The organism is Shouchella oshimensis (assembly GCF_002019765.1).
In the GTDB taxonomy this organism is placed as follows: Bacteria; Bacillota; Bacilli; order Bacillales; family Bacillaceae_D; genus Shouchella; species Shouchella oshimensis.
The window spans coordinates 1,886,221-1,905,057 of sequence record NZ_KV917380.1; the positions used below are offsets into that span (position 1 = coordinate 1,886,221).

Genomic DNA, 18,837 nt, shown 5'->3' on the forward strand with positions numbered 1-18,837 from the left:
GCTATGGGGACATCAAATGAGAAATTAGTAGAAGAGGCACAACTTTGGCGAAAACGTTTAGAGAACGACGAGGGTGAAAACAACCGAAATGAACTTGCTACACTTGTTTCGTTGCGGTTTGAACGTAAGCAGAAGATGGATTTATTTACTGAGAAATGGAAACAAGAATTAGAGGAAGATGGCTCTTTTAACGACTTTTTAGACGAGCTAACCGAAAAACAGCTACTCGTTTCTTGGGCTCAAGATGAATGGATTCGTCGTTCGTGGCCACAGCTTAGAGAAACAGACCAAGCCCGAGTAAAAAAGCAAAAAGTAGAGCAGATCATTACACGTAGTCAAGACTGGATCACTCAAGTAGAAGGAAAAGAAACCTCCCTTGCGAAAAAGCATGGTAGCATGCTCTTAACTAATATAAAAGAGTTAAATGATCGCAGTCAGCAGTTTTTAACCAGCTTTCAAGGAAACTATTATTCAAAAAGTCAGTTCACCCAATTGAAGAAGCAGCTTGATAGTGTGAATGAACTGCAAGAAAGAGTAAACAAAGAAATGGATGAAGCTCTTGGAGAGAAGCAGACATCCGCACTCGCTCAGCTAGAAGAAATGATTGGTTTAACTGATGTAAAAGATCGAGTTAAAAAGCTCTATGCGTTTTTAAAGTATCAAAAGAGTCGTGAAGAAGTTGGTCTTTCTTCAAACAATCTGTTAAACCTCAATATGGTCGTAACAGGGAACCCTGGTACAGGTAAAACATCCATTGCTCGTTTACTCGCTTCCATCTACTACGAATTAGGAATGCTTGCAAAACCAACTGTGTATGAAGTAGATCGTGCTTCTCTTGTTGCTGGCTATGTTGGTCAAACTGAAGAGCAAACGATGGCAGCTATTGAGCGAGCGGTAGGGGGGGTGTTGTTTATTGATGAGGCTTACAGCTTAAAGCGTGAAGGACAGTCAGGAAATGATTACGGTCAAGCGGTTATCGATACCCTTGTATCAGCGATGACGAGTGAGACGTATGCAGGAAAGTTTGCTGTTATTTTAGCAGGCTATCCGCAAGAAATGCGTGGGTTCATTCGTGCAAATCCTGGTTTAGCAAGTCGATTCCCTGAACAAAACCATTTTGATTTACCAAATTATACAGAATCCGAACTCTTACAAATTGCTGAGAAAAAAGCACTTGATGTTGATTTTGTGTTCACAAATGCTGCACTGCAAAAAGTAAAAGCAGAAATAGAGCGTTTGGAAATTGATCAGTCGTTTGGAAATGCACGTGTCGTTGAAGACATTGTAAAAAAAGCCATTTTTGAAAAAGGATCTCAAGGTTACCATACAACCGAGCGAGACTTTGTTTTAATAGAGGAGCAACATGTGCAAACAAAGCAATCTGCTAAATCAGGACAAGCCCTACAAAAGCTTAACGAACTTGTCGGGCTTGAACAGGTAAAAGCAGAATTGAATAAATTAACTTCTTTTGCAAAAGTAAAAGAATCGCGTAGACGCATGGATTTACCTGTTCCACCGATGCCGCTTCATACTGTATTTAGCGGACCACCAGGCACAGGGAAAACAACGGTTGCCACACTTTATGCAGAGGCGTTAAATGAGATTGGCTTATTAAAGCGAGGTCATCTCGTCACGGTTTCTAGAAGTGATTTAGTAGGGGGCTATGTCGGTCAAACCGCCATTAAAACAAATCAAGTCATTCAAGATGCGCTAGGTGGCGTTCTCTTTATCGATGAAGCTTATGCACTTGCACAAGGTGGAGAGAATGATTTTGGCAAGGAAGCGATTACGATGATAACTCAAGCAATGACCGAACATGAAGAACATCTTGTCGTTATATTTGCTGGCTACCATAATGAGATTCAGACGTTGCTAAACAGTAATCCTGGTTTGCGTTCACGTATTCGAAAAGAAATTGAGTTTCAGCCATATACATCAAATCAATTGGCAGAAATGTTAAAGCAAAAGTTCACTGTGTATGGCTATACATGGTCAGACGAAGCGTTTAACGCAATCGAAGATCATTTTTCAAAAGAAACCATTGCGGGAAATGGACGTTACATTGACTGGTTTTTTGAGGAAATTATTCAAGCTCATGCCTTGCGAACAACAGAGGAATCGGATATAGCCCTTACCATTGAAGCAAAAGACGTAATTCAGGTATTCAATTCAACGAAAGGAAACGATGGTCCTGAAAAGTCACCTTCTTAAAAGCACCGTGCTTCTTTTTTAAGAGGTCGTTGTGCTATACTAAGAGTGTATACCAAGTATTAGGACAAGGTATAAAAGCGATAGAGTGAGAAAGGTGAGGATAGGCATTGCCATATCAGGTTAAGAAGTTCATTACGCCCCAATACGCAGATACCGATATGATGGGTGTTGTTTATCACGCAAACTACATTAAGTTTTTTGAATTAGGAAGAACGGCGTATATACAAGAAGCAGGCTATAGTTATGTTGAAATGGAGCAAGCTGGCTATTATGCACCTGTGTATGACGTCTATGCAACATATAAAAAGCCTCTTGTTTATGGAGATGAGGCTATCATCACAACATGGTTATCCCTAAATGATGGTGTGAAAACAATTTACCAATATGAAATAAAAAATCAGCATGATGATGTCTGTGTAACAGGTTATACAACCCACGTGATTGTGAAAAAGGATACCTTTAAACCAGTTCCGTTTAAGCGAGCTTTCCCTGAATGGTATGAAACCTATAACCGTTTAATGGAGGAGCATTAATGGCGTTTGGAATTAACCGACGTGAATTGACAAAGTGGAAACAGGAAGCTAGAAATGGTAAAATTGCTTTTATCACGCACTACTGGTATGATGCGCGCTTTCCAAATGCGACAACTGTAACAAAAGTGGCCTGTGAAGATCGAGAGAAATTAATACATTGGGGTAAGCAATATGGTTTAAAAAGAGAGTGGATTCATCAACGGGATGAACTTTCCCACTTTGATTTATTAGGAAAGACACAAGAAGCCATTTTGCAGAGCGAAGGGTTATTAACACAGCTTTCTCAATTCAATAGACGGATGGAGTGTGCACAGATGGACGTTAACCAAGATCGTATTCGAAAAGACTTATTTTCAAAGGAAACCATTGACCCAAGAGAAGAGATTCGTAACCGTGTTGAATTTCTTAAATCATATGCAATTAAAACCGGAACCAAAGGCTATGTGCTTGGTATATCTGGAGGTCAAGACTCAACTCTTGCAGCAAAACTTGCGCAAATAGCAGTAACGGAACTACGAGAAGAGAAACAAGACGAAAGCTATCAATTTTATGCAGTTCGCTTGCCTTACGGAGAACAGCATGATGAAGAGGATGCTCAGCTTGCTCTTTCTTATATTGAAGCAGATCATGTGTTAACAGTGAATATAAAGAATGCTGTTGACGCATCGGTTCAAGCATTTCAAGAAGCAACACAGTCTCAATTGTCAACTTTTTTAAAAGGAAATACGAAAGCCCGAGAACGAATGAAAGTTCAATTTGACTTGGCGGCTCACTACCATTCTCTTGTTATTGGAACCGACCACGCAGCAGAAGCTGTAACAGGCTTCTTTACTAAATTCGGTGATGGTGCATGTGATGTTGCACCTTTGTTTGGTTTAACGAAGCGTCAAGGAAAACAGTTACTCGAAGCGTTAGCGGCACCAAAATCTCTTTATATGAAAGTTCCAACAGCGGACTTAGAAGATGACAAGCCTGGTTTACCAGATGAAGAAGCACTGGGCATTTCTTATGAGCAAATTGATGATTACTTAGAAGGAAAGCAAGTGGATCAAGAAGTTGCTCAACAAATCGAGTCACGCTACGCTATGACAGAACACAAACGGCAAACACCAGTTACAATCTATGATCATTGGTGGGAGTAATAAGTCTTATTTACTCTTTTACTAAACATATGTATGATTAACCAGTTCCGAGCATAGGGTAGAGAAAGAAATTTGTACATATGTTAAGGAGAGGGAACGTAATGAAAGGCAAAATCCTTATATTATTAAGCTTACTTGCATGCTTACTCATCATTTTGGTCGTAACGGTAGGAGTGACGAACGATTCAACAGAACCAACGGCTTCCGATAATCAGGATGAATCGGAAACCCAGGAACTCAACGGTGTGTACGTTACGCTTAACGGTGTTAGTGTCACAGAACATAGTGATACAGAACAACTAGTGAAAGTTGATTTAACAGCAGAAAATACGCGAGAATCAAGTATTAGCTTTCTGCCGGTCAATCTTACGTTAGTCGATGAGGAGCACTATGCATACAGTCATGCTGAGCGGATTGAAACAAAAGGGATTATTGGTGGACAATTAGAAAGCGGGCGCTCTGTATCTGGGGAAATTGCATTTATCGTTCCAAAAGATACAGCGCTTGAGCTTGTTTACAGTGATCACTTTCGTGGCGGGCAACTGATGTTTCCACTCGAAGTTGACTGAAAAAGTACGACTAGCGTGATACTGAAATAGAAGGCAAGACAAAGAAGCGCTTTTGCGCTTTTTTGCTTGTTTTTTCTTAGTTCATGAAGCGCTTTTGTTGAAATTAGAAAATTCTTACGGTAAGATTAATGAAAAATCGAAATAATGGGTTCGTTTAGGAGAGACGTTTTATGCCAATTAAAATTCCTGATCACTTACCAGCAAAGGAGAAGCTGTTAAAAGAAAATATCTTTGTGATGGATGAATCACGTGCCTATCAACAAGATATTCGACCTCTGAAAATTTGTATTTTAAACTTAATGCCGACGAAGCAAGAGACAGAGACACAATTGATTCGTCTTCTTGGTAATACGCCACTACAAATAGATGTTTCCCTTTTACATCCGAGTAGTCACGAGCCAAAAAATACATCAAAAGAACATTTACAACAATTTTATAAAACGATTAGTGAAATTAAGTCGTTGAAATTTGATGGCATGATTATTACAGGGGCGCCTGTGGAGACCTTACCTTTTGATGATGTCCACTACTGGGACGAAATGAAATCCATCTTAGATTGGACCACAACAAATGTGACATCAACCCTTCACATTTGCTGGGGGGCGCAAGCTGCACTTTACCATCACTACCAGATTCGTAAACGGCCATTGAATACAAAACTGTTTGGAATTTATAATCATACGGTAAACGTTTCGAATGTGAATTTACTTCGTGGTTTTGACGACTATTTTCTTGCTCCTCATTCTCGTCATACAACGATTCACCGCCAAGACATAGAAGAAATATCAGATTTAGAAGTACTTAGCTCATCAGATGAAGCAGGTGTCTACATTGCTTCTTCAAAAGACGGAAAACGTATTTTCGTTATGGGACATGCTGAATATGATGCACATACGTTAAAGAAAGAATACGAACGAGACATCAAGCAAGGTGGGGCATGCCAGATGCCCATAAACTATTTTCCAGATGAAAATCCGGAAGCGTTGCCACCACTTCAGTGGAGAGCTCACTCGAACTTGTTGTTCTCAAATTGGTTAAATTATTATGTGTACCAAGAAACCCCTTATCATTTAGACAAATCGTAAGGTTTTGATTTGCCGTTTCTCGTACATCCTAAGTGTACGGGAGTGAATCAACATGCCAAAACGGGTACCAGATCGAGCGTCTTATTTGCATATTCATGAAGCAAGCATCTATTATGAATGGTTTAAAAGCACAAAGCCTAAAAAAGGAACGTTGTTACTGATTCATGGTATTTTTGCTTCAGTCACAAGTTTTTACCGTGTTATTCCATCGTTACGTGAAGAGTATGATATTATTTGCTGTGATTTGCCAGGCTTCGGTCGTAGTTCGAAAGGAAATGGATCTGTCTATTCCTTTTCTGCTTATGCGGATCAGCTTGGGGAATTAATGAGCCAATTACATGTGGACTCCTTTCACGTAATCGGACATTCAATGGGGGGACAGATTGCCCTTTACCTCGCTTACCGCCAGCCGGACAGAGTGATAAGTATCTCATTACTCGCAAGTTCTGGTTATTTAAAGTCGGTAAAGAAACCATTTCAAGTTGCTACATATTTTCCTTTAATCGAAAGAAGTTTAAACTGGGTCATGCACCATCGAAAACCGCAAGTACGACTCTTCTTACAAGACGCTGTTTACAATAAACGGTGCTTAACCGCGGATATGATTGCCAATTACGAGGGGCCGCTCTCAGATCCATTATTTATAAATGGATTAATTCAATTAACTCGACAGCGTGAAGGGGATTTGTCGCAAGCTCAGCTTCAACAGATACACCAACCAGTGCTCATTCTTTCAGGTGTAGAAGATCCCCTTATCTCGATTGAAACAAGCTATGCCCTTCATCGAGATCTGCCCAATAGCCGTATACATGTTATTAAGCAGTGCGGGCATTTACTTCTAGAAGAAAAGCCAAAGCAAGTTCAGAAGAGAGTTAAGCATTTTTTACTTTCCATAGTTTAATAAAGACACTTACTTTCATAAAAAGGAGGCGATCTTGTGGACCCTCTTGATATTATGATGAATAAAGACCGTGTGGTTCCTTATTTCTTACCTATCATTAGTGCAGACACACAGAAAGTTATTGGTTACGAAGTAGAGGCCTATTGGATTGAGAACAATAAACCGATGAACGTAACTTGGTTTTTCGATGACCATGACATTCCACGAGAATATCGAATTGAAATGGAAGATCATTTGCAAGCTAGAGCGTTTGAAACATTTGAGACACAGTTTAATACAGAACAGCCTGTGACGTTGTTCTTTCATTACAATAGCAAACTACTAGAGGTTGATAATGGAGAAACGCTACTAGGGCGATTAACGAAAATGAAAGATAACGGCATGCCTTTCCAACAAATTGTTGTCATTATTGGCTTTGACCGCTCATTAGAAGAACTGTTTGATGTGAAGCATACGATTATGTATATTCAAAGTTTAGGTATCCAAATCGCCCTCGATGCTGAAGATACCACTACATCACAGCTAGAATTTATTAGTCAGATTCGTCCCAATGTCATTCGTGTAAGCTGTGGTTTTTTACAAGAAAATGCCTTGCCTAGTATGTATAGTGACATTCATCATTCGCTTTCATCATTGGCACGAAAAATTGGCTCAACGCTATTATTTAATGGAATTACGTCTTTCGCCCAACTTAACTATGCATGGCGAAACGGAGGACGTTACTATCAAGGCAGTTATTTGCAGAAAGCGGTCCCTACTAATCCTAACGAGCCAATAGAGCAAGTTCAACTAATGAAAGACATGAACCACTTTATTGCTTTCGAGCGAAAGAAAGTGGAAGCTCAGTTGACCTTATCCAATGAGCTTACATTATCGTTAAAACAAGTGTTAAAAGGAATTCCTCAAAATGAGTCTCTTGATGGTATGGTATTAACCATCGCAAAAGCGCTAACGAATTACACATTCCGTGTTTATATTTGTAATGAAAACGGGTATCAAGAGTCAAGTAACGGTGAAAAAGACGAATGTGGCAACTGGTATTTACGAATGGAAAGTAAGGCGAAAAACTGGAGCTGGCGCCCGTATTTTCTTGAAAATATCGTCCGAATGAACGTGGAAAAAAAAGGGATTTTATCGGATCTGTATACAGATATAGATAAAGATGAACAGATTCGGACCTATTCATATCCATTGTCTGACGCGCTGTATATCTTTATTGACATTCCGTATCGATATTTATTTGACCAGAATGACTTATTATGAGGTGAGAAAATGGAAATTAACGTAACGTCTGAAGCAGTAGCCCACTTAAAAGAGAAGCAATTCTCTACAATTCGAGTGGTTGCTCGCGATACGTATGAATGCAGTACGATGATTGAGTTTTATTTGCAAGAAGGCACCGAACAGGAGGGAGATCAAAAAAAAGAACTAGACGGAATAACATTCCTATATGATGCAAAGGCTGAAGAGGAAATTGGGAAGTCTATTAAAATTGATTTTGTTCATGCTCAAGGACTAAAGTTACTCGCACCTAGAGGTACACTTGCCTATGCTCAAAAGGTTAAACGTCAATAACCATAAAGGTAGGGAGATCCCTACCTCTATGGTTTAAAAAAGCGACCGACTTTCGATACAATGGGTGTCACTTGTTGAAACGTTTTAACAAATTGGTCAACTGAAGAAGCAGTTCTCGAAATATCAAATCGTCCCTCTGAATTAGTGAATGGTGCTGACCATGCACTTCTTTTTTTCGGTTGCTGTCCTTGCCATTGTGAAGGATGAAATTGCTGAACATCATTGTATCTCGGCTGATATTGAGGTGGTCTACCTCTTCTTACCTGGGCGCGTGGTGGTTGCATCATGCCATGTGAGTGGCGTCTTTGCTGGAACATTCTTTTTCCTCCTTTAATCAATGAGAATAGGTTTTTCATTCTTTTTTATCGTGATGATCAGTTGACCGTTAGTATAGTGAGCATGGATATCCGTTTCGCTAAAGGAAAAAGGTATTGGAACACTTCGCTCTCGAATGGAAACGGATTGTTGCTCAGACAGTGTTTGCCCCTTTTCATCTAAAGTCGCCATTTGTTCTTTCTCTTCAATAGTAATCATAAGCGACTGATAATGGCTACGCAGATGGATGGCCTTTTTTTCAATGCCAGGCAAATCAGCAATAATGGTGAAAGTGCCGGCTGATTCTTCTATTTTTACGGGAATAATCTTTTCTGTAAAAGATCGTGGTAAATGGCTTAACGTGTGTTGGAAGAATTGATCAATAGAGCCTAATAAATTTGGTTGCTGTCGATCTCTTGAAAACAAGTTTTTCATAGATAACCCTCCTAAAAGGCTAACAACGAGTCAGATGGTTTATCATATGTGTAAGAAAGGGAAAGGTGATACGATGAATGTAGTTGATGCTCACTGTGATGCTCTGTTAAAGCTTTGGAAGCGTCCCTCTCTTTCATTTCTTAATGGCGAACTGGACACAAGCTTTACACGATTGAAAGCTGGGCAAGTGAAGGTGCAATTTTTTGCCATATGGGTGCCAGAAGAAGTGTCAGAAGAAAATAAATTTTCCGTTGTTCAACAGCAAATTAATCATTTCTATGAACGAGTCTTAATGGTACCTCAGATGGTTCATCTTCGTTCTTTAAGAGACATGGAGCATTTAAAAGAAGGAGAGATTGGGGCTGTTCTCGCTCTTGAAGGAATGGACGCAGTTGGCCATGACCTAGGCAAATTGCATTGGCTCTATGAACAAGGTGTCCTTTCTATTGGGCTGACTTGGAACGGAGTAAATGCATGTGCCGATGGAATTGGGGAGAAGAGAGGGGCTGGACTAACACGATATGGAGAAGAAGTCATAGCACTCAACAATCGTTATCAAGTATTAAATGATGTCTCGCATTTAAGTATCCAAGCATTCTGGGATGTTATGGATCTTTCTCGCTTAACAATGGCAAGCCATTCGAATAGCTATGCACGCTGTCCACATGATCGTAATTTGCGGGACGAGCAACTCACAGCACTGATTAAGAAAGATTGTTTCATTGGTTTAGTTTTCTTCCCGAAGTTTGTAAAGGATGAAAAGGGGGCAACGATGAAAGATTTACTAACTCATATTGATCACATTGGTAGTTTAGGTGGTATTGCTCATATTGGTTTTGGTTCGGATTTTGATGGCATTCATTCCCATGTAAAAGGACTTGAAAATGCAAGCAAGTTTCCGGCATTGCTGGAACAATTAAGCCGGTACTATAGTGATCATGAGCTAAAGGGCTTTTTTTATCGGAATTTTTATCAAAAAATGGTTTGTAAAATTGACCCTCTTGCAGTTGGGTCACGAAAATAACGGAAAGCGTGAGCATGTGCTAAACACTTTCAGCCTAGCAACCGATATAAAACAGAGATGACTATATGAGTACGGAGGCTGAATACCGTGGCACAACCAATTTTTACAACCCAAGAAAATAGATATGATCAAGAAATTCTTGTCTTCCTTTTAAATAACCAGTGGTATGGGTTAAATGTGTTAAAAGTGAAAGAAATTATACGACCAATGACTATCCATATGTCGCCAAATCAAAACACGATGGTTGAGGGAATTATCCGTCTACGGGATCAAGCTGTTCCTGTATTAAATACGTATCAGCTTCTTCAAATAGAAGAGGAGTCAGCTAAGTATTTTATTATCATTGAACATGGAGACAAAACGTTTGCTTTAAAAGCAACAGATGTATCAAAGATTGAACGAATTCAATCAAAGGACATGCATATTCCAGATGCATTATCCCAGGAGAAAGATGCATTTGTATCAAGTGTTGTAACATTTAATGAAGAACATATCTTGTATCTCTTCGATGTGGAGCAAGTTATTCATGTTATTCATCCTACTCATTTTGAAGAAGATTTTATTGAAGAGTACCAGTCCGAGCGATCACGTTTTTCGTTAGTACTTATTGAAGATTCACTAACCATGCAGCTAATTATTTCTGAAGCACTTCGAGATGCTGGCTATGAGCAAATCACGATCTTTGCTAATGGGGAAGAAGCGTGGCAGTATGTTGAGGAACAGGAAGAAACAGTTGATTTATGTATCACTGATATTGACGTACCGCTATTAAATGGATTTGATTTCACAAAAAAAGTGAGGAACGTGCCTTTAGCTTTACCGATCATTTCGTTCTCCTCTTTACATGCACATGTAATGTTGCAGAAAGGGAAGCAAGTAGGAATTAATGAGCATGTTCAAAAACCAGATATTAAGCAATTGCTACGCACACTGGATACATACTTAGTTCATCAATAAAAAGACTTATCATCATGCGGTAGCTCGTATGATCGATAAGTCTTTTTATTGGGATGGAAGAGTGGGCTTAGAACTAGTCATCTTTTGACATCTGTTTTTTGTAGTCTTCTACTTGTTTTTTTGTTAGTAGTTTTAATTTTGAAAATAAATAAACATAGGCGGTTGTATTTTGTTTAAGCATCTTGTTGTCTCCTTTTTGCTATACTATGCACAAGAACAACTAAAGTTGCGTTAGGGAAACAAAAATGGCTTAAAGACACAAATGAACAAGATATTTGTATGGTCTCTATATTTACTGGTAAAATGGGAGCTACATAAGGAGTGAGTGAGATGATGAACGTAGAAGTAACAAAACCAGCAATCAATTGGTTTAAGGAAGAATTTGGAGAAGATACATCATTAATTCCCATTCGCTTGTACGGGCGCTACGGTGGCTGTGGTTCGTTGCAAAGTGGCTTTTCACTTGGGATGAGTCAAACGGAACCTGTAGAACCGATGTTGCAAAAAGAAGTTGATGGCTTTTTGTTTTTTGTTGAGGAGCAAGATCTATGGTATTTTAATGATCACTCGGTAAAAATAAAATATAGCAGAAAACATGATGAAATTGAGTTTGTTTACGATGAGGCGTAAAGCAAACTTTTAAAGGAGTAGCTTAAATGAGATTTGGTTATGCGTGTTTGAACCTAACCCTTGAAACTAAAATGCGAACGTGTCGTTTGCAAACAATGAGAAACGAAGGCATGGCTAAAATTAAAGAATTAACGATGCACAATTTGGATTTAGTTCAAGAAATGGTCAACTGGAATGAAGCCAATCACATTACTTTTTTCCGTTTATCTAGTGAGATTATTCCGTTTGCAACACACCCTGAAATGGACTGGGCTTGGGATAAAGATAAAGACGTTTTGCAGCGGTTAGAGGGAATCAAAAAAATAGGTAAGCAAGGCGGTATGCGTTTTTCCATGCACCCAGGACAGTATACCGTCCTGAACTCACCAAAGGAGCAAGTCGTAACAAATGCAGTAAATGATTTACTTTACCATGAGCGTTTCTTAAGCCTTGTAGGAGGAACCGATATTATTATCCATACTGGTGGTGCATATGGGGACAAGGAAAAAGCAAAAGCGACATTTGTGAAAAGTTATAAACAATTGCCTGATGCGGTGAAAATGAAAATTCGATTGGAAAACGATGATAAGACGTTTCACACAAGAGACGTACTTGACATTCACGAACAGTGTGGTGTCACCGTTGTGTTTGATATTCATCATGAGAGATGCTTCCATACGAAAGAAACTGAACTTAAAAAGCTGTTTAAGCACGTGTGTGAAACGTGGTCAATGAAGCCTAAACTTCACATTAGCTCCGGTCGCTCTGGTGAGGCAGACCCAAGACACACCGATTATATTCGAAGAGAGGATTATGACTTACTTGTCCGTGTACTTGACGGAACGGATGCGGATGTCATGATTGAAGCAAAAGCGAAAGAAAAAGCGCTACTTTCGTTAAGAGAAAGCATTATGGAGGGGAAAGAGGAATGAAACGAGAGAAAGCGACATTTGCAGGCGGTTGTTTTTGGTGCATGGTTCAACCGTTTGATGAATTACCTGGGATACAATCGATCTTATCAGGGTATATGGGAGGAACCGTTGATCATCCAACCTATGAGCAAGTGAAAACAGGAGAAACAGGACATTTTGAGGTTGTACAAATTACGTTTGATTCCGAAACGTTTTCATATGACCAATTATTAGACTTATATTGGCCTCAAATTGATCCGACTGATGATGGTGGTCAATTTCATGATCGAGGTAGTCAGTATCGAACGGCAATTTTCTATGAAAATGAGAACCAACGAATAAAAGCAGAAGAAACAAAAAAGAAGCTTCAAGAAAGTAATCGCTTTAAAAAACCGATTGTAACAGAAGTCTTACCAGCATCGACGTTTTATGTAGCTGAAGACGACCACCAAGACTTTTACAAGAAACAGCCGAATCATTATAAACAAGATCGCAAAGAGAGTGGGAGAGACACGTTTATTCAATCTCACTGGAAGCAGGGATAAAGAGGATTTCGTTTATTTACTGGTGAGGAGACTGTTAAAACCATGACTCGAAAACAAAAAGTCGTCTTTAGCATCGGATGGTTATCACTAGCGATCATTGTCTTGTTACTTATAGTAATGGTTATTGCACAGACTTGGCGCTATACAGAGGCAGGCAAGGTTCCGTTAAAAACCGGTGTCATTTTACATGCAGTGAATGAACAGCTTCTTCCAGAAGGATTGTCGACACCTTCTTTTTTCGTAAATCCTGTTGCGCCAACGATTAAACGAGCCGACCTTATATTGGAAACAAGGGATGGAGAACCGATTGCGATGCGCTTGTATACACCAACACAATCAGGGCCTCATCCGGTTATCCTATACTTTCACGGCGGTGCCTTTATGGAAGGATATGGGAATGTCGATACCCATGATAATATTCTTCGTGCTTTAGCAAATCGTACGAACGCCATTATTGTTGCACCGAACTATCGATTGGCACCAAACTATTCGTTTCCTACAGCCATTCATGATAGCTTTGATGCTCTTAAATGGGTATATGATGAAGCAAAAGAACTAGATGCAGATACGGAGAACATAGCAGTTGCTGGTGATAGCGCTGGTGGAAATATTGCTGCTGCTGTTGTAATGAAAGCAAATGAAGCAGGTTATTCTTTGAAGAGTAGTGCGTTCTTATATCCGTTAACAACATTTGAAGATACTCCTTTTCCTTCAAGAGACGCTTATTCCAGTGGCTATTATTTTTTATCTCGGTCAGTTATGGAACGAGCTCGTGCTGCTTACACACCCAATCAAGATGACTGGATAAATCCATATGTTTCACCACTATTAAGTGATGCGTTACGTGACTTTCCAACGTCTTTAGTTGTAACGGCAGAATTTGACCCGTTAAGAGACGAAGGAGAAGCATTTGCAGAGAAGCTGTATGATGCAGGAAATGATGTTGAGGCGGTGCGTTTTAACGGGACGATGCACGGTTTTCTTTCGTTTTATGAAGTGATGGGGAGAGCGGATTATGCATTGTCCTATGTCGCACACTTTTTCAATCGTTCATTTGAAACAGATGAAACGAGTCAAAAACAACCATTTTATGTAAAAGAACTAGATGAAGGCGATACTGTTCAAGATGAGGTGGAAGCCTATGGAATGAGTGTGTATCTTCTTTGGCAAAAAATAGTTCAATTGATTAAATAGCTACTTACGTAAAAACAGACTTTGGCATAGGCCAAAGTCTGTTTTTATCATGAAAGGGGACTATTTTTAGCGAAAGCAATAAAGGTATCTTCTGCTTCATTTAAGCCACAAGCCCCGCACTGTATACGGATTGTTGGTCCGTTATAATGCATATGGATAGGGGTTAGCTGCTGTTCATTATAGGTTTCAATAATTTCACCATTACGTGGGTCGAGTTTAACGGGGATCGCGTCTTGGCTAATTTGATGAAACCGCGTACGATTTGTTTTGCACTTTGGACATAAATAAGCTTCTGTCATCAAAAGCACCTCCTTGTGTTTACTATTCACCAATTAAGGGTATTTCATGATTGCGCTAACAAGAAAGTCTTGGCAAAGATGTGTCTGCTTCGTAACTTTTTTTTGTCTAATTTATGATAATTTCGGAACAGAAGCAGTTATTTCCCCCATTCTTGATTGGAAAGTGGTAGGATGGAAGCATCAAAGTTGCACGTTCATTGTTTCACATAGTTAGCGCGCAATGATTTTATTATGCCAAAAGAAAGGTGATTTTATTGGGTATGCCATCCTCTATTTTTAAATGGATTTCACTTGCGATGGTCGCTGTCTTTCTAAGTGGCTGTGGAAGTTTAACGGTACTTGATCCACAAGGGCCAGTCGCAGAGCAACAAAGTAATTTAATCTGGCTATCAATTTGGTTTATGATCTTTATTGTTTTAGTTGTATTTGTTCTATTAACGATCATGTTAGTAAAATACCGTGATCGTGGAAATAACGACAACTATGATCCTTCAATTGAAGGTAGTCACAAACTTGAATTTGTCTGGACCATTATTCCAATTGTTATTGTTACAATTTTATCGATTCCAACTGTCATTACCATTTATAGCTTGGAGGAAGCTCCTGAAATAGAAGAGGTCGATGCACAGCAAGAACCGCTTGTCATTCATGCAACAAGTGCGAACTGGAAGTGGATTTTTAGCTATCCAGAAGAAGGAATTGAAACCATCAATTATATTAATATTCCAGTTGACAGACCCGTTCTGTTTAAACTGACGTCTGCTGATTCAATGGCGTCGTTTTGGGTTCCACAACTGGGAGGCCAGAAGTATAGCATGTCAGGAATGGAAACCGAATTATTCTTGGCAGCAACAGAAGTTGGTCAATACGAAGGACGAAACGCAAACTTTACTGGTGAAGGATTTGCGGAACAGCGCTTCACTGTAAATGCACAGACAGATGATGCCTTTAATGAGTGGGTTGAAGACACTCAAGAAAACGCACCTTCTTTATCCGAAGATGAATACGTACATTTGATGGTTCCAGGTCATGCAGAAGAAATGACCTTCTCTTCAACACACCTTGAGTTTGTCAATCATGCTTATGATGCGACATATTCATTAGAAAAACGAGCAGAGCTTGGTTATGAAGCGCATAGCCCTCATTCTAGAGAGGGGAAAGCATTTGATTTGCCAGTCTTATCTCAGCCAATTAACACAGATAAAACGTATGAAGTGGAGTTGGATGATGAATAAGATGAATCGAGCGCAAGAGAGGGGATATACCGTTGAGGTGGGATGAATTTATTGTAACGGGCGACCCGTTTATCCTAGCTGCGCAAATCTCTATCGCGCTTACTAGTATAATCGCTGTAATTGCCCTCACATATTTTAAAAAATGGAAGATGTTGTGGACAGATTGGATCACAACGGTTGACCACAAAAAAATTGGGATTATGTACATTGCCTGTGCGCTACTCATGCTCTTCAGAGGTGGCGTTGATGCCATGATGATGCGTACCCAATTAGCAGCACCAGAATTAGATTTCTTAAGTTCTCAGCACTATAACGAGATTTTTACGACACACGGCACAATTATGATCATCTTTATGGCAATGCCGTTTTTAATTGGTTTAATGAATGTCGTTGTTCCTTTGCAAATTGGAGCTAGAGATTTAGCTTTTCCATTTTTAAACAACTTAAGTTTCTGGACATTCTTTTTCGGAATGGCACTTTTCAATATTTCTTTTGTTATCGGTGGTTCACCGTCAGCAGGGTGGACATCTTACTTTCCACTTGCATCAAACGATTTTAGTCCAGGTGTAGGACAAAATTATTATGCACTTGGTATACAGCTGTCAGGTATTGGTACCCTTGCAACAGGAATTAACTTTATTGTTACGATTCTGCGTATGCGTACAAAAGGCATGTCGTTAATGAAAATGCCAATGTTTACGTGGACAGTATTTATCACCTCATTAATCATCGTGCTAGCATTCCCTGTTTTAACAGTTGCTTTAGCTATGATGACATTTGATTTATTATTTGGTACTCACTTCTTCACCCTACAAGGTGAAGGGTTAGATATGCTATGGGCGAACTTATTCTGGATTTGGGGTCACCCTGAAGTTTATATTGTTGCGTTACCGGCATTCGGTATTTTTTCAGAAATTATTTCAACATTTGCCCGCAAAAAGCTGTTTGGCTACAATGCAATGGTTGCATCCATTGTTGTCATCTCTGGTTTGAGCTTCCTTGTGTGGGTTCACCACTTCTTTACCATGGGGAATAGTGCGGCTGTTAACTCATTCTTCTCCATTACAACGATGGCAATTTCTGTACCAACAGGGGTAAAAATCTTTAACTGGCTTTTCACACTGCACAAAGGGAAAATTCGTTTTACGACACCAATGCTTTGGTCATTAGGATTCATTCCAAACTTTGTTATTGGTGGTGTGACAGGTGTTATGCTTGCGATGGCAGCGGCTGACTACCAATATCACAATACGTACTTCCTAGTATCACATTTCCACTATGTATTAATTGCTGCAACGGTTTTTGCTTGTTTCGCAGGGTTAATTTACTGGTATCCTAAGATGTTTGGTCATCGTATGAACGAGCGTATTGGGAAATGGGTATTTTGGATTTTCATGATTGGGTTTAACGTTTGTTTCTTCCCGCAGTATTTCTTAGGTTTAGATGGGATGCCTCGTCGAATTTACACGTATTTAGAAGGAGACGGTTGGTTCTCATTAAACTTAATTTCGACATTAGGTGCGTTTATGATGGCAGCAGCCTTCGCGCTATTCGTGTACAACATTTACTACAGCTGGCGCTATGAAAAGCGTGATACAACAGGAGATCCTTGGGATGGGCGCACACTTGAGTGGGCAACATCATCTGCGATTCCGCCGCATTATAACTTTGCGCATCAGCCAGAAGTAGTGGAGCGAGATGCATTTTGGGATATGAAAGAAAAGGGTATTGATTTAAACGCATCAACAGACTATCAAAAAATTCATATGCCGAATCATACATGGCTTGGTCCTGTAATGGCATTCTTTATGTTTACTGCTTCATTTGCCTTAGTCTTTAGCTGGTGGATTCCTGCTATTCTAAGTGGTGTAGCGATCTTTGTTTGTATGATTATTCGTTCGTTTGACTACAACGATGGCTACTATGTAAGTGTAGAAGAAATTGAAGAAACTGAAAGAAAAGCGAAGGAGGCGTAACCGATGGCAGCAAATGAATCAATTGACCCGAATCAGCCCCTTGAATATCAATCGGCTGAAGGAAAAAACAATATACTCGGTTTTTGGATTTTCATCGGCGCTGAATTTGCTTTATTTTCAACGCTATTCGCTTCTTATTTCGTACTCGTTGATCGGAATGCATCAGCCATTACGTCAGCTGAGTTGTTTGATTTAAACCTTGTATTAGCGATGACCTTCCTGCTTTTAACAAGCTCTTTTACAGCAGGAATTGCGATTCATGAGATGCGAGCAGGTCGTGTGAATCGTATGCTTATCTGGATTGGTTTAACTCTATTACTAGGACTTGGATTCTTAGGATTTGAAATTTATGAGTTTGTACACTATGCCCATGAAGGTGCGACTTTATCTGCCAGTGCTCATTGGTCAACGTTCTTTGTTCTTTTAGGAACACATGGACTTCACGTTGCCGTTGGTGTTGGTTGGATGACCGTGCTTGCCATTCAAATTAAGATGCGTGGTCTAACAAAACGAACAACGTCAAAATTCTTTATTGCAAGCTTGTACTGGCATTTTCTAGATGTTATCTGGATTATTATCTTTACTGGGGTATACTTGCTCGGAATGGAGTGGATGTAATTGGCGAATCAAAATGAATCAGCTTCCAATCATCACGGGTTTCCATGGCAACACGTTGTAGGTTTTGCATTATCCATCGTTTTAACGTTACTGGCTGTATGGGTAATGTCGCAAACAAATCTTGCGTGGAGCGTGCGAGTCATCATTATCTTTGCCTTTGCCTTTATTCAAATGGGTGTTCAGCTTTTCATGTTCATGCACATTGGAGAAGGAAAGGATGGAAAATGGCAAATTGGTCACACGGTGTTTGCTATTGCCATTGCGGTCATTATTGTAATTGGTTCGTACTTTGTCTTAATGACTGGTCATTTGTAAAAGAAAAAACGGATCTCCTTATAGGGAGATCCGTTTTTATTGTATTTATTCAGATGTACCTGTTAGCCGCTTTGCTTTATTCATAAGCAAAGGTGAAGTGTACAAAATAAGCGCAGCGACATGAGCAATAACTACATTAATAAGCACGGCAATGACAAAGGTCGATTCAGTAATATGGAATAAGAAACCTTCGAATAAAAAGGCAATGGCTAACAACCACATGATTAAAATAAATGGAATGCTACTGATCGCAATTTTTCTATGCTCTAGCCATAAAAATAACGGAGTGGCGCTTGCGACAAACATATAAGCAAAAAACATATCCATTGATGTCACTCCTTCTATAAAATAAGTGTATGGAACGTATCGTTAGTTTGTGTCTGATTTG

General features: G+C 39.5%; 22 protein-coding genes. 18 read left to right on the forward strand and 4 right to left on the reverse strand.

Annotated features, from left to right (window positions below; all coding sequences use genetic code 11):
- Window positions 1-3: 3 nt before the first annotated feature.
- From BK583_RS09500 to BK583_RS09535, 8 genes are all read left to right on the forward strand, one after another.
- Window positions 4-2,211, forward strand: a complete 2,208-nt coding sequence (locus BK583_RS09500) for an AAA family ATPase (RefSeq protein WP_055737596.1) — start codon at window positions 4-6, stop codon at window positions 2,209-2,211.
- A gap of 107 nt (window positions 2,212-2,318) precedes the next feature.
- A complete protein-coding gene (locus BK583_RS09505; protein ID WP_038480508.1) occupies window positions 2,319-2,744 on the forward strand; it encodes an acyl-CoA thioesterase in 426 nt (141 codons plus the stop codon).
- Between the two features lie 314 nt (window positions 2,745-3,058).
- A complete protein-coding gene (gene nadE / locus BK583_RS09510; RefSeq protein WP_051667742.1) occupies window positions 3,059-3,886 on the forward strand; it encodes an NAD(+) synthase in 828 nt (275 codons plus the stop codon).
- 101 nt (window positions 3,887-3,987) lie between these two features.
- Window positions 3,988-4,455: a DUF4352 domain-containing protein gene (locus BK583_RS09515; RefSeq protein ID WP_055737597.1), complete on the forward strand. Its 468-nt coding sequence runs from the start codon at window positions 3,988-3,990 to the stop codon at window positions 4,453-4,455.
- A 170-nt stretch (window positions 4,456-4,625) separates the two neighbouring features.
- Window positions 4,626-5,540 (forward strand): homoserine O-acetyltransferase MetA, encoded by a 915-nt coding sequence (gene metA, locus BK583_RS09520; protein WP_038480502.1) that lies wholly within the window; start codon window positions 4,626-4,628, stop codon window positions 5,538-5,540.
- Between the two features lie 52 nt (window positions 5,541-5,592).
- Entirely contained in the window at window positions 5,593-6,441 is an 849-nt protein-coding gene (locus tag BK583_RS09525) for an alpha/beta fold hydrolase (RefSeq protein ID WP_038480500.1), read from the forward strand.
- 36 nt (window positions 6,442-6,477) lie between these two features.
- Window positions 6,478-7,704 (forward strand): EAL-associated domain-containing protein, encoded by a 1,227-nt coding sequence (locus tag BK583_RS09530; protein ID WP_038480497.1) that lies wholly within the window; start codon window positions 6,478-6,480, stop codon window positions 7,702-7,704.
- Window positions 7,705-7,713: 9 nt separating this feature from the next.
- A complete protein-coding gene (locus tag BK583_RS09535) occupies window positions 7,714-8,016 on the forward strand; it encodes an iron-sulfur cluster biosynthesis family protein (RefSeq protein WP_134258462.1) in 303 nt (100 codons plus the stop codon).
- A gap of 26 nt (window positions 8,017-8,042) precedes the next feature.
- Here BK583_RS09535 and BK583_RS09540 read toward each other — a convergent pair whose 3' ends face one another.
- Both BK583_RS09540 and BK583_RS09545 read right to left on the reverse strand, forming a co-directional pair.
- Complete coding sequence (locus BK583_RS09540; protein ID WP_055737598.1) at window positions 8,043-8,333, reverse strand: YppG family protein; 291 nt, start codon at window positions 8,331-8,333, stop codon at window positions 8,043-8,045.
- 13 nt (window positions 8,334-8,346) lie between these two features.
- The gene (locus BK583_RS09545; protein WP_038480491.1) at window positions 8,347-8,766 is read right to left on the reverse strand and encodes an Hsp20/alpha crystallin family protein; all 420 of its coding nucleotides are present in this window, start codon (window positions 8,764-8,766) and stop codon (window positions 8,347-8,349) included.
- 73 nt (window positions 8,767-8,839) lie between these two features.
- Here BK583_RS09545 and BK583_RS09550 point away from each other — a divergent pair, with 73 nt between their 5' ends.
- The 6 genes from BK583_RS09550 to BK583_RS09575 all read left to right on the forward strand — a co-directional run bounded on the left by BK583_RS09550 (window position 8,840) and on the right by BK583_RS09575 (window position 14,006).
- The gene (locus tag BK583_RS09550; protein ID WP_055737710.1) at window positions 8,840-9,790 is read left to right on the forward strand and encodes a dipeptidase; all 951 of its coding nucleotides are present in this window, start codon (window positions 8,840-8,842) and stop codon (window positions 9,788-9,790) included.
- 87 nt (window positions 9,791-9,877) lie between these two features.
- A complete protein-coding gene (locus tag BK583_RS09555) occupies window positions 9,878-10,747 on the forward strand; it encodes a chemotaxis protein CheV (protein ID WP_055737599.1) in 870 nt (289 codons plus the stop codon).
- Window positions 10,748-11,077: 330 nt separating this feature from the next.
- Window positions 11,078-11,377, forward strand: coding sequence for a HesB/YadR/YfhF family protein (locus BK583_RS09560; RefSeq protein ID WP_236702480.1), 300 nt, complete (start codon window positions 11,078-11,080; stop codon window positions 11,375-11,377).
- Window positions 11,378-11,403: 26 nt separating this feature from the next.
- Complete coding sequence (gene uvsE, locus BK583_RS09565) at window positions 11,404-12,288, forward strand: UV DNA damage repair endonuclease UvsE (protein WP_055737600.1); 885 nt, start codon at window positions 11,404-11,406, stop codon at window positions 12,286-12,288.
- Window positions 12,285-12,812: a peptide-methionine (S)-S-oxide reductase MsrA gene (msrA, locus tag BK583_RS09570; protein WP_055737601.1), complete on the forward strand. Its 528-nt coding sequence runs from the start codon at window positions 12,285-12,287 to the stop codon at window positions 12,810-12,812. Before uvsE ends, msrA begins: the two co-directional genes overlap by 4 nt.
- A 42-nt stretch (window positions 12,813-12,854) precedes the next feature.
- Window positions 12,855-14,006: an alpha/beta hydrolase gene (locus BK583_RS09575; RefSeq protein ID WP_055737602.1), complete on the forward strand. Its 1,152-nt coding sequence runs from the start codon at window positions 12,855-12,857 to the stop codon at window positions 14,004-14,006.
- Window positions 14,007-14,053: 47 nt separating this feature from the next.
- On the opposite strand, the gene BK583_RS09580 is transcribed toward BK583_RS09575, so the two are convergent.
- Complete coding sequence (locus BK583_RS09580; protein ID WP_038480476.1) at window positions 14,054-14,305, reverse strand: hypothetical protein; 252 nt, start codon at window positions 14,303-14,305, stop codon at window positions 14,054-14,056.
- Window positions 14,306-14,565: 260 nt separating this feature from the next.
- On the opposite strand from BK583_RS09580, the gene qoxA reads away from it, so the two are divergent.
- The 4 genes from qoxA to qoxD are packed head-to-tail and all read left to right on the forward strand — an operon-like array spanning window position 14,566 to window position 18,449.
- Window positions 14,566-15,540, forward strand: a complete 975-nt coding sequence (gene qoxA / locus BK583_RS09585) for a cytochrome aa3 quinol oxidase subunit II (protein WP_038480473.1) — start codon at window positions 14,566-14,568, stop codon at window positions 15,538-15,540.
- A gap of 26 nt (window positions 15,541-15,566) precedes the next feature.
- The gene (gene qoxB, locus BK583_RS09590) at window positions 15,567-17,516 is read left to right on the forward strand and encodes a cytochrome aa3 quinol oxidase subunit I (protein ID WP_095150352.1); all 1,950 of its coding nucleotides are present in this window, start codon (window positions 15,567-15,569) and stop codon (window positions 17,514-17,516) included.
- A gap of 3 nt (window positions 17,517-17,519) precedes the next feature.
- Window positions 17,520-18,134 carry a cytochrome aa3 quinol oxidase subunit III gene (gene qoxC, locus BK583_RS09595; protein WP_055737603.1) on the forward strand — a complete coding sequence of 205 codons (615 nt, stop codon included), beginning with the start codon at window positions 17,520-17,522 and terminating at the stop codon, window positions 18,132-18,134.
- On the forward strand, window positions 18,135-18,449 hold the full coding sequence (gene qoxD / locus BK583_RS09600) for a cytochrome aa3 quinol oxidase subunit IV (RefSeq protein WP_038480466.1): 315 nt from the start codon (window positions 18,135-18,137) through the stop codon (window positions 18,447-18,449). It begins immediately after the preceding gene.
- A gap of 45 nt (window positions 18,450-18,494) precedes the next feature.
- Here the strand turns inward: qoxD and BK583_RS09605 are convergent, their stop codons facing one another.
- Window positions 18,495-18,776 (reverse strand): spore morphogenesis/germination protein YwcE, encoded by a 282-nt coding sequence (locus BK583_RS09605; protein WP_055737604.1) that lies wholly within the window; start codon window positions 18,774-18,776, stop codon window positions 18,495-18,497.
- Between the last annotated feature and the right edge of the window lie 61 nt (window positions 18,777-18,837).

Coding starts and splice junctions, on each gene's coding strand:
- BK583_RS09500 (WP_055737596.1), top strand. CDS start 4: ATGGGGACATCAAATGAGAAATTAGTAGAAGAGGCACAACTTTGGCGA.
- nadE (WP_051667742.1), top strand. CDS start 3,059: ATGGACGTTAACCAAGATCGTATTCGAAAAGACTTATTTTCAAAGGAA.
- BK583_RS09515 (WP_055737597.1), top strand. CDS start 3,988: ATGAAAGGCAAAATCCTTATATTATTAAGCTTACTTGCATGCTTACTC.
- metA (WP_038480502.1), top strand. CDS start 4,626: ATGCCAATTAAAATTCCTGATCACTTACCAGCAAAGGAGAAGCTGTTA.
- BK583_RS09525 (WP_038480500.1), top strand. CDS start 5,593: ATGCCAAAACGGGTACCAGATCGAGCGTCTTATTTGCATATTCATGAA.
- BK583_RS09535 (WP_134258462.1), top strand. CDS start 7,714: ATGGAAATTAACGTAACGTCTGAAGCAGTAGCCCACTTAAAAGAGAAG.
- BK583_RS09540 (WP_055737598.1), bottom strand. CDS start 8,333: ATGTTCCAGCAAAGACGCCACTCACATGGCATGATGCAACCACCACGC.
- BK583_RS09545 (WP_038480491.1), bottom strand. CDS start 8,766: ATGAAAAACTTGTTTTCAAGAGATCGACAGCAACCAAATTTATTAGGC.
- BK583_RS09550 (WP_055737710.1), top strand. CDS start 8,840: ATGAATGTAGTTGATGCTCACTGTGATGCTCTGTTAAAGCTTTGGAAG.
- BK583_RS09560 (WP_236702480.1), top strand. CDS start 11,078: ATGATGAACGTAGAAGTAACAAAACCAGCAATCAATTGGTTTAAGGAA.
- uvsE (WP_055737600.1), top strand. CDS start 11,404: ATGAGATTTGGTTATGCGTGTTTGAACCTAACCCTTGAAACTAAAATG.
- msrA (WP_055737601.1), top strand. CDS start 12,285: ATGAAACGAGAGAAAGCGACATTTGCAGGCGGTTGTTTTTGGTGCATG.
- BK583_RS09575 (WP_055737602.1), top strand. CDS start 12,855: ATGACTCGAAAACAAAAAGTCGTCTTTAGCATCGGATGGTTATCACTA.
- BK583_RS09580 (WP_038480476.1), bottom strand. CDS start 14,305: ATGACAGAAGCTTATTTATGTCCAAAGTGCAAAACAAATCGTACGCGG.
- qoxA (WP_038480473.1), top strand. CDS start 14,566: ATGCCATCCTCTATTTTTAAATGGATTTCACTTGCGATGGTCGCTGTC.
- qoxC (WP_055737603.1), top strand. CDS start 17,520: ATGGCAGCAAATGAATCAATTGACCCGAATCAGCCCCTTGAATATCAA.
- BK583_RS09605 (WP_055737604.1), bottom strand. CDS start 18,776: ATGGATATGTTTTTTGCTTATATGTTTGTCGCAAGCGCCACTCCGTTA.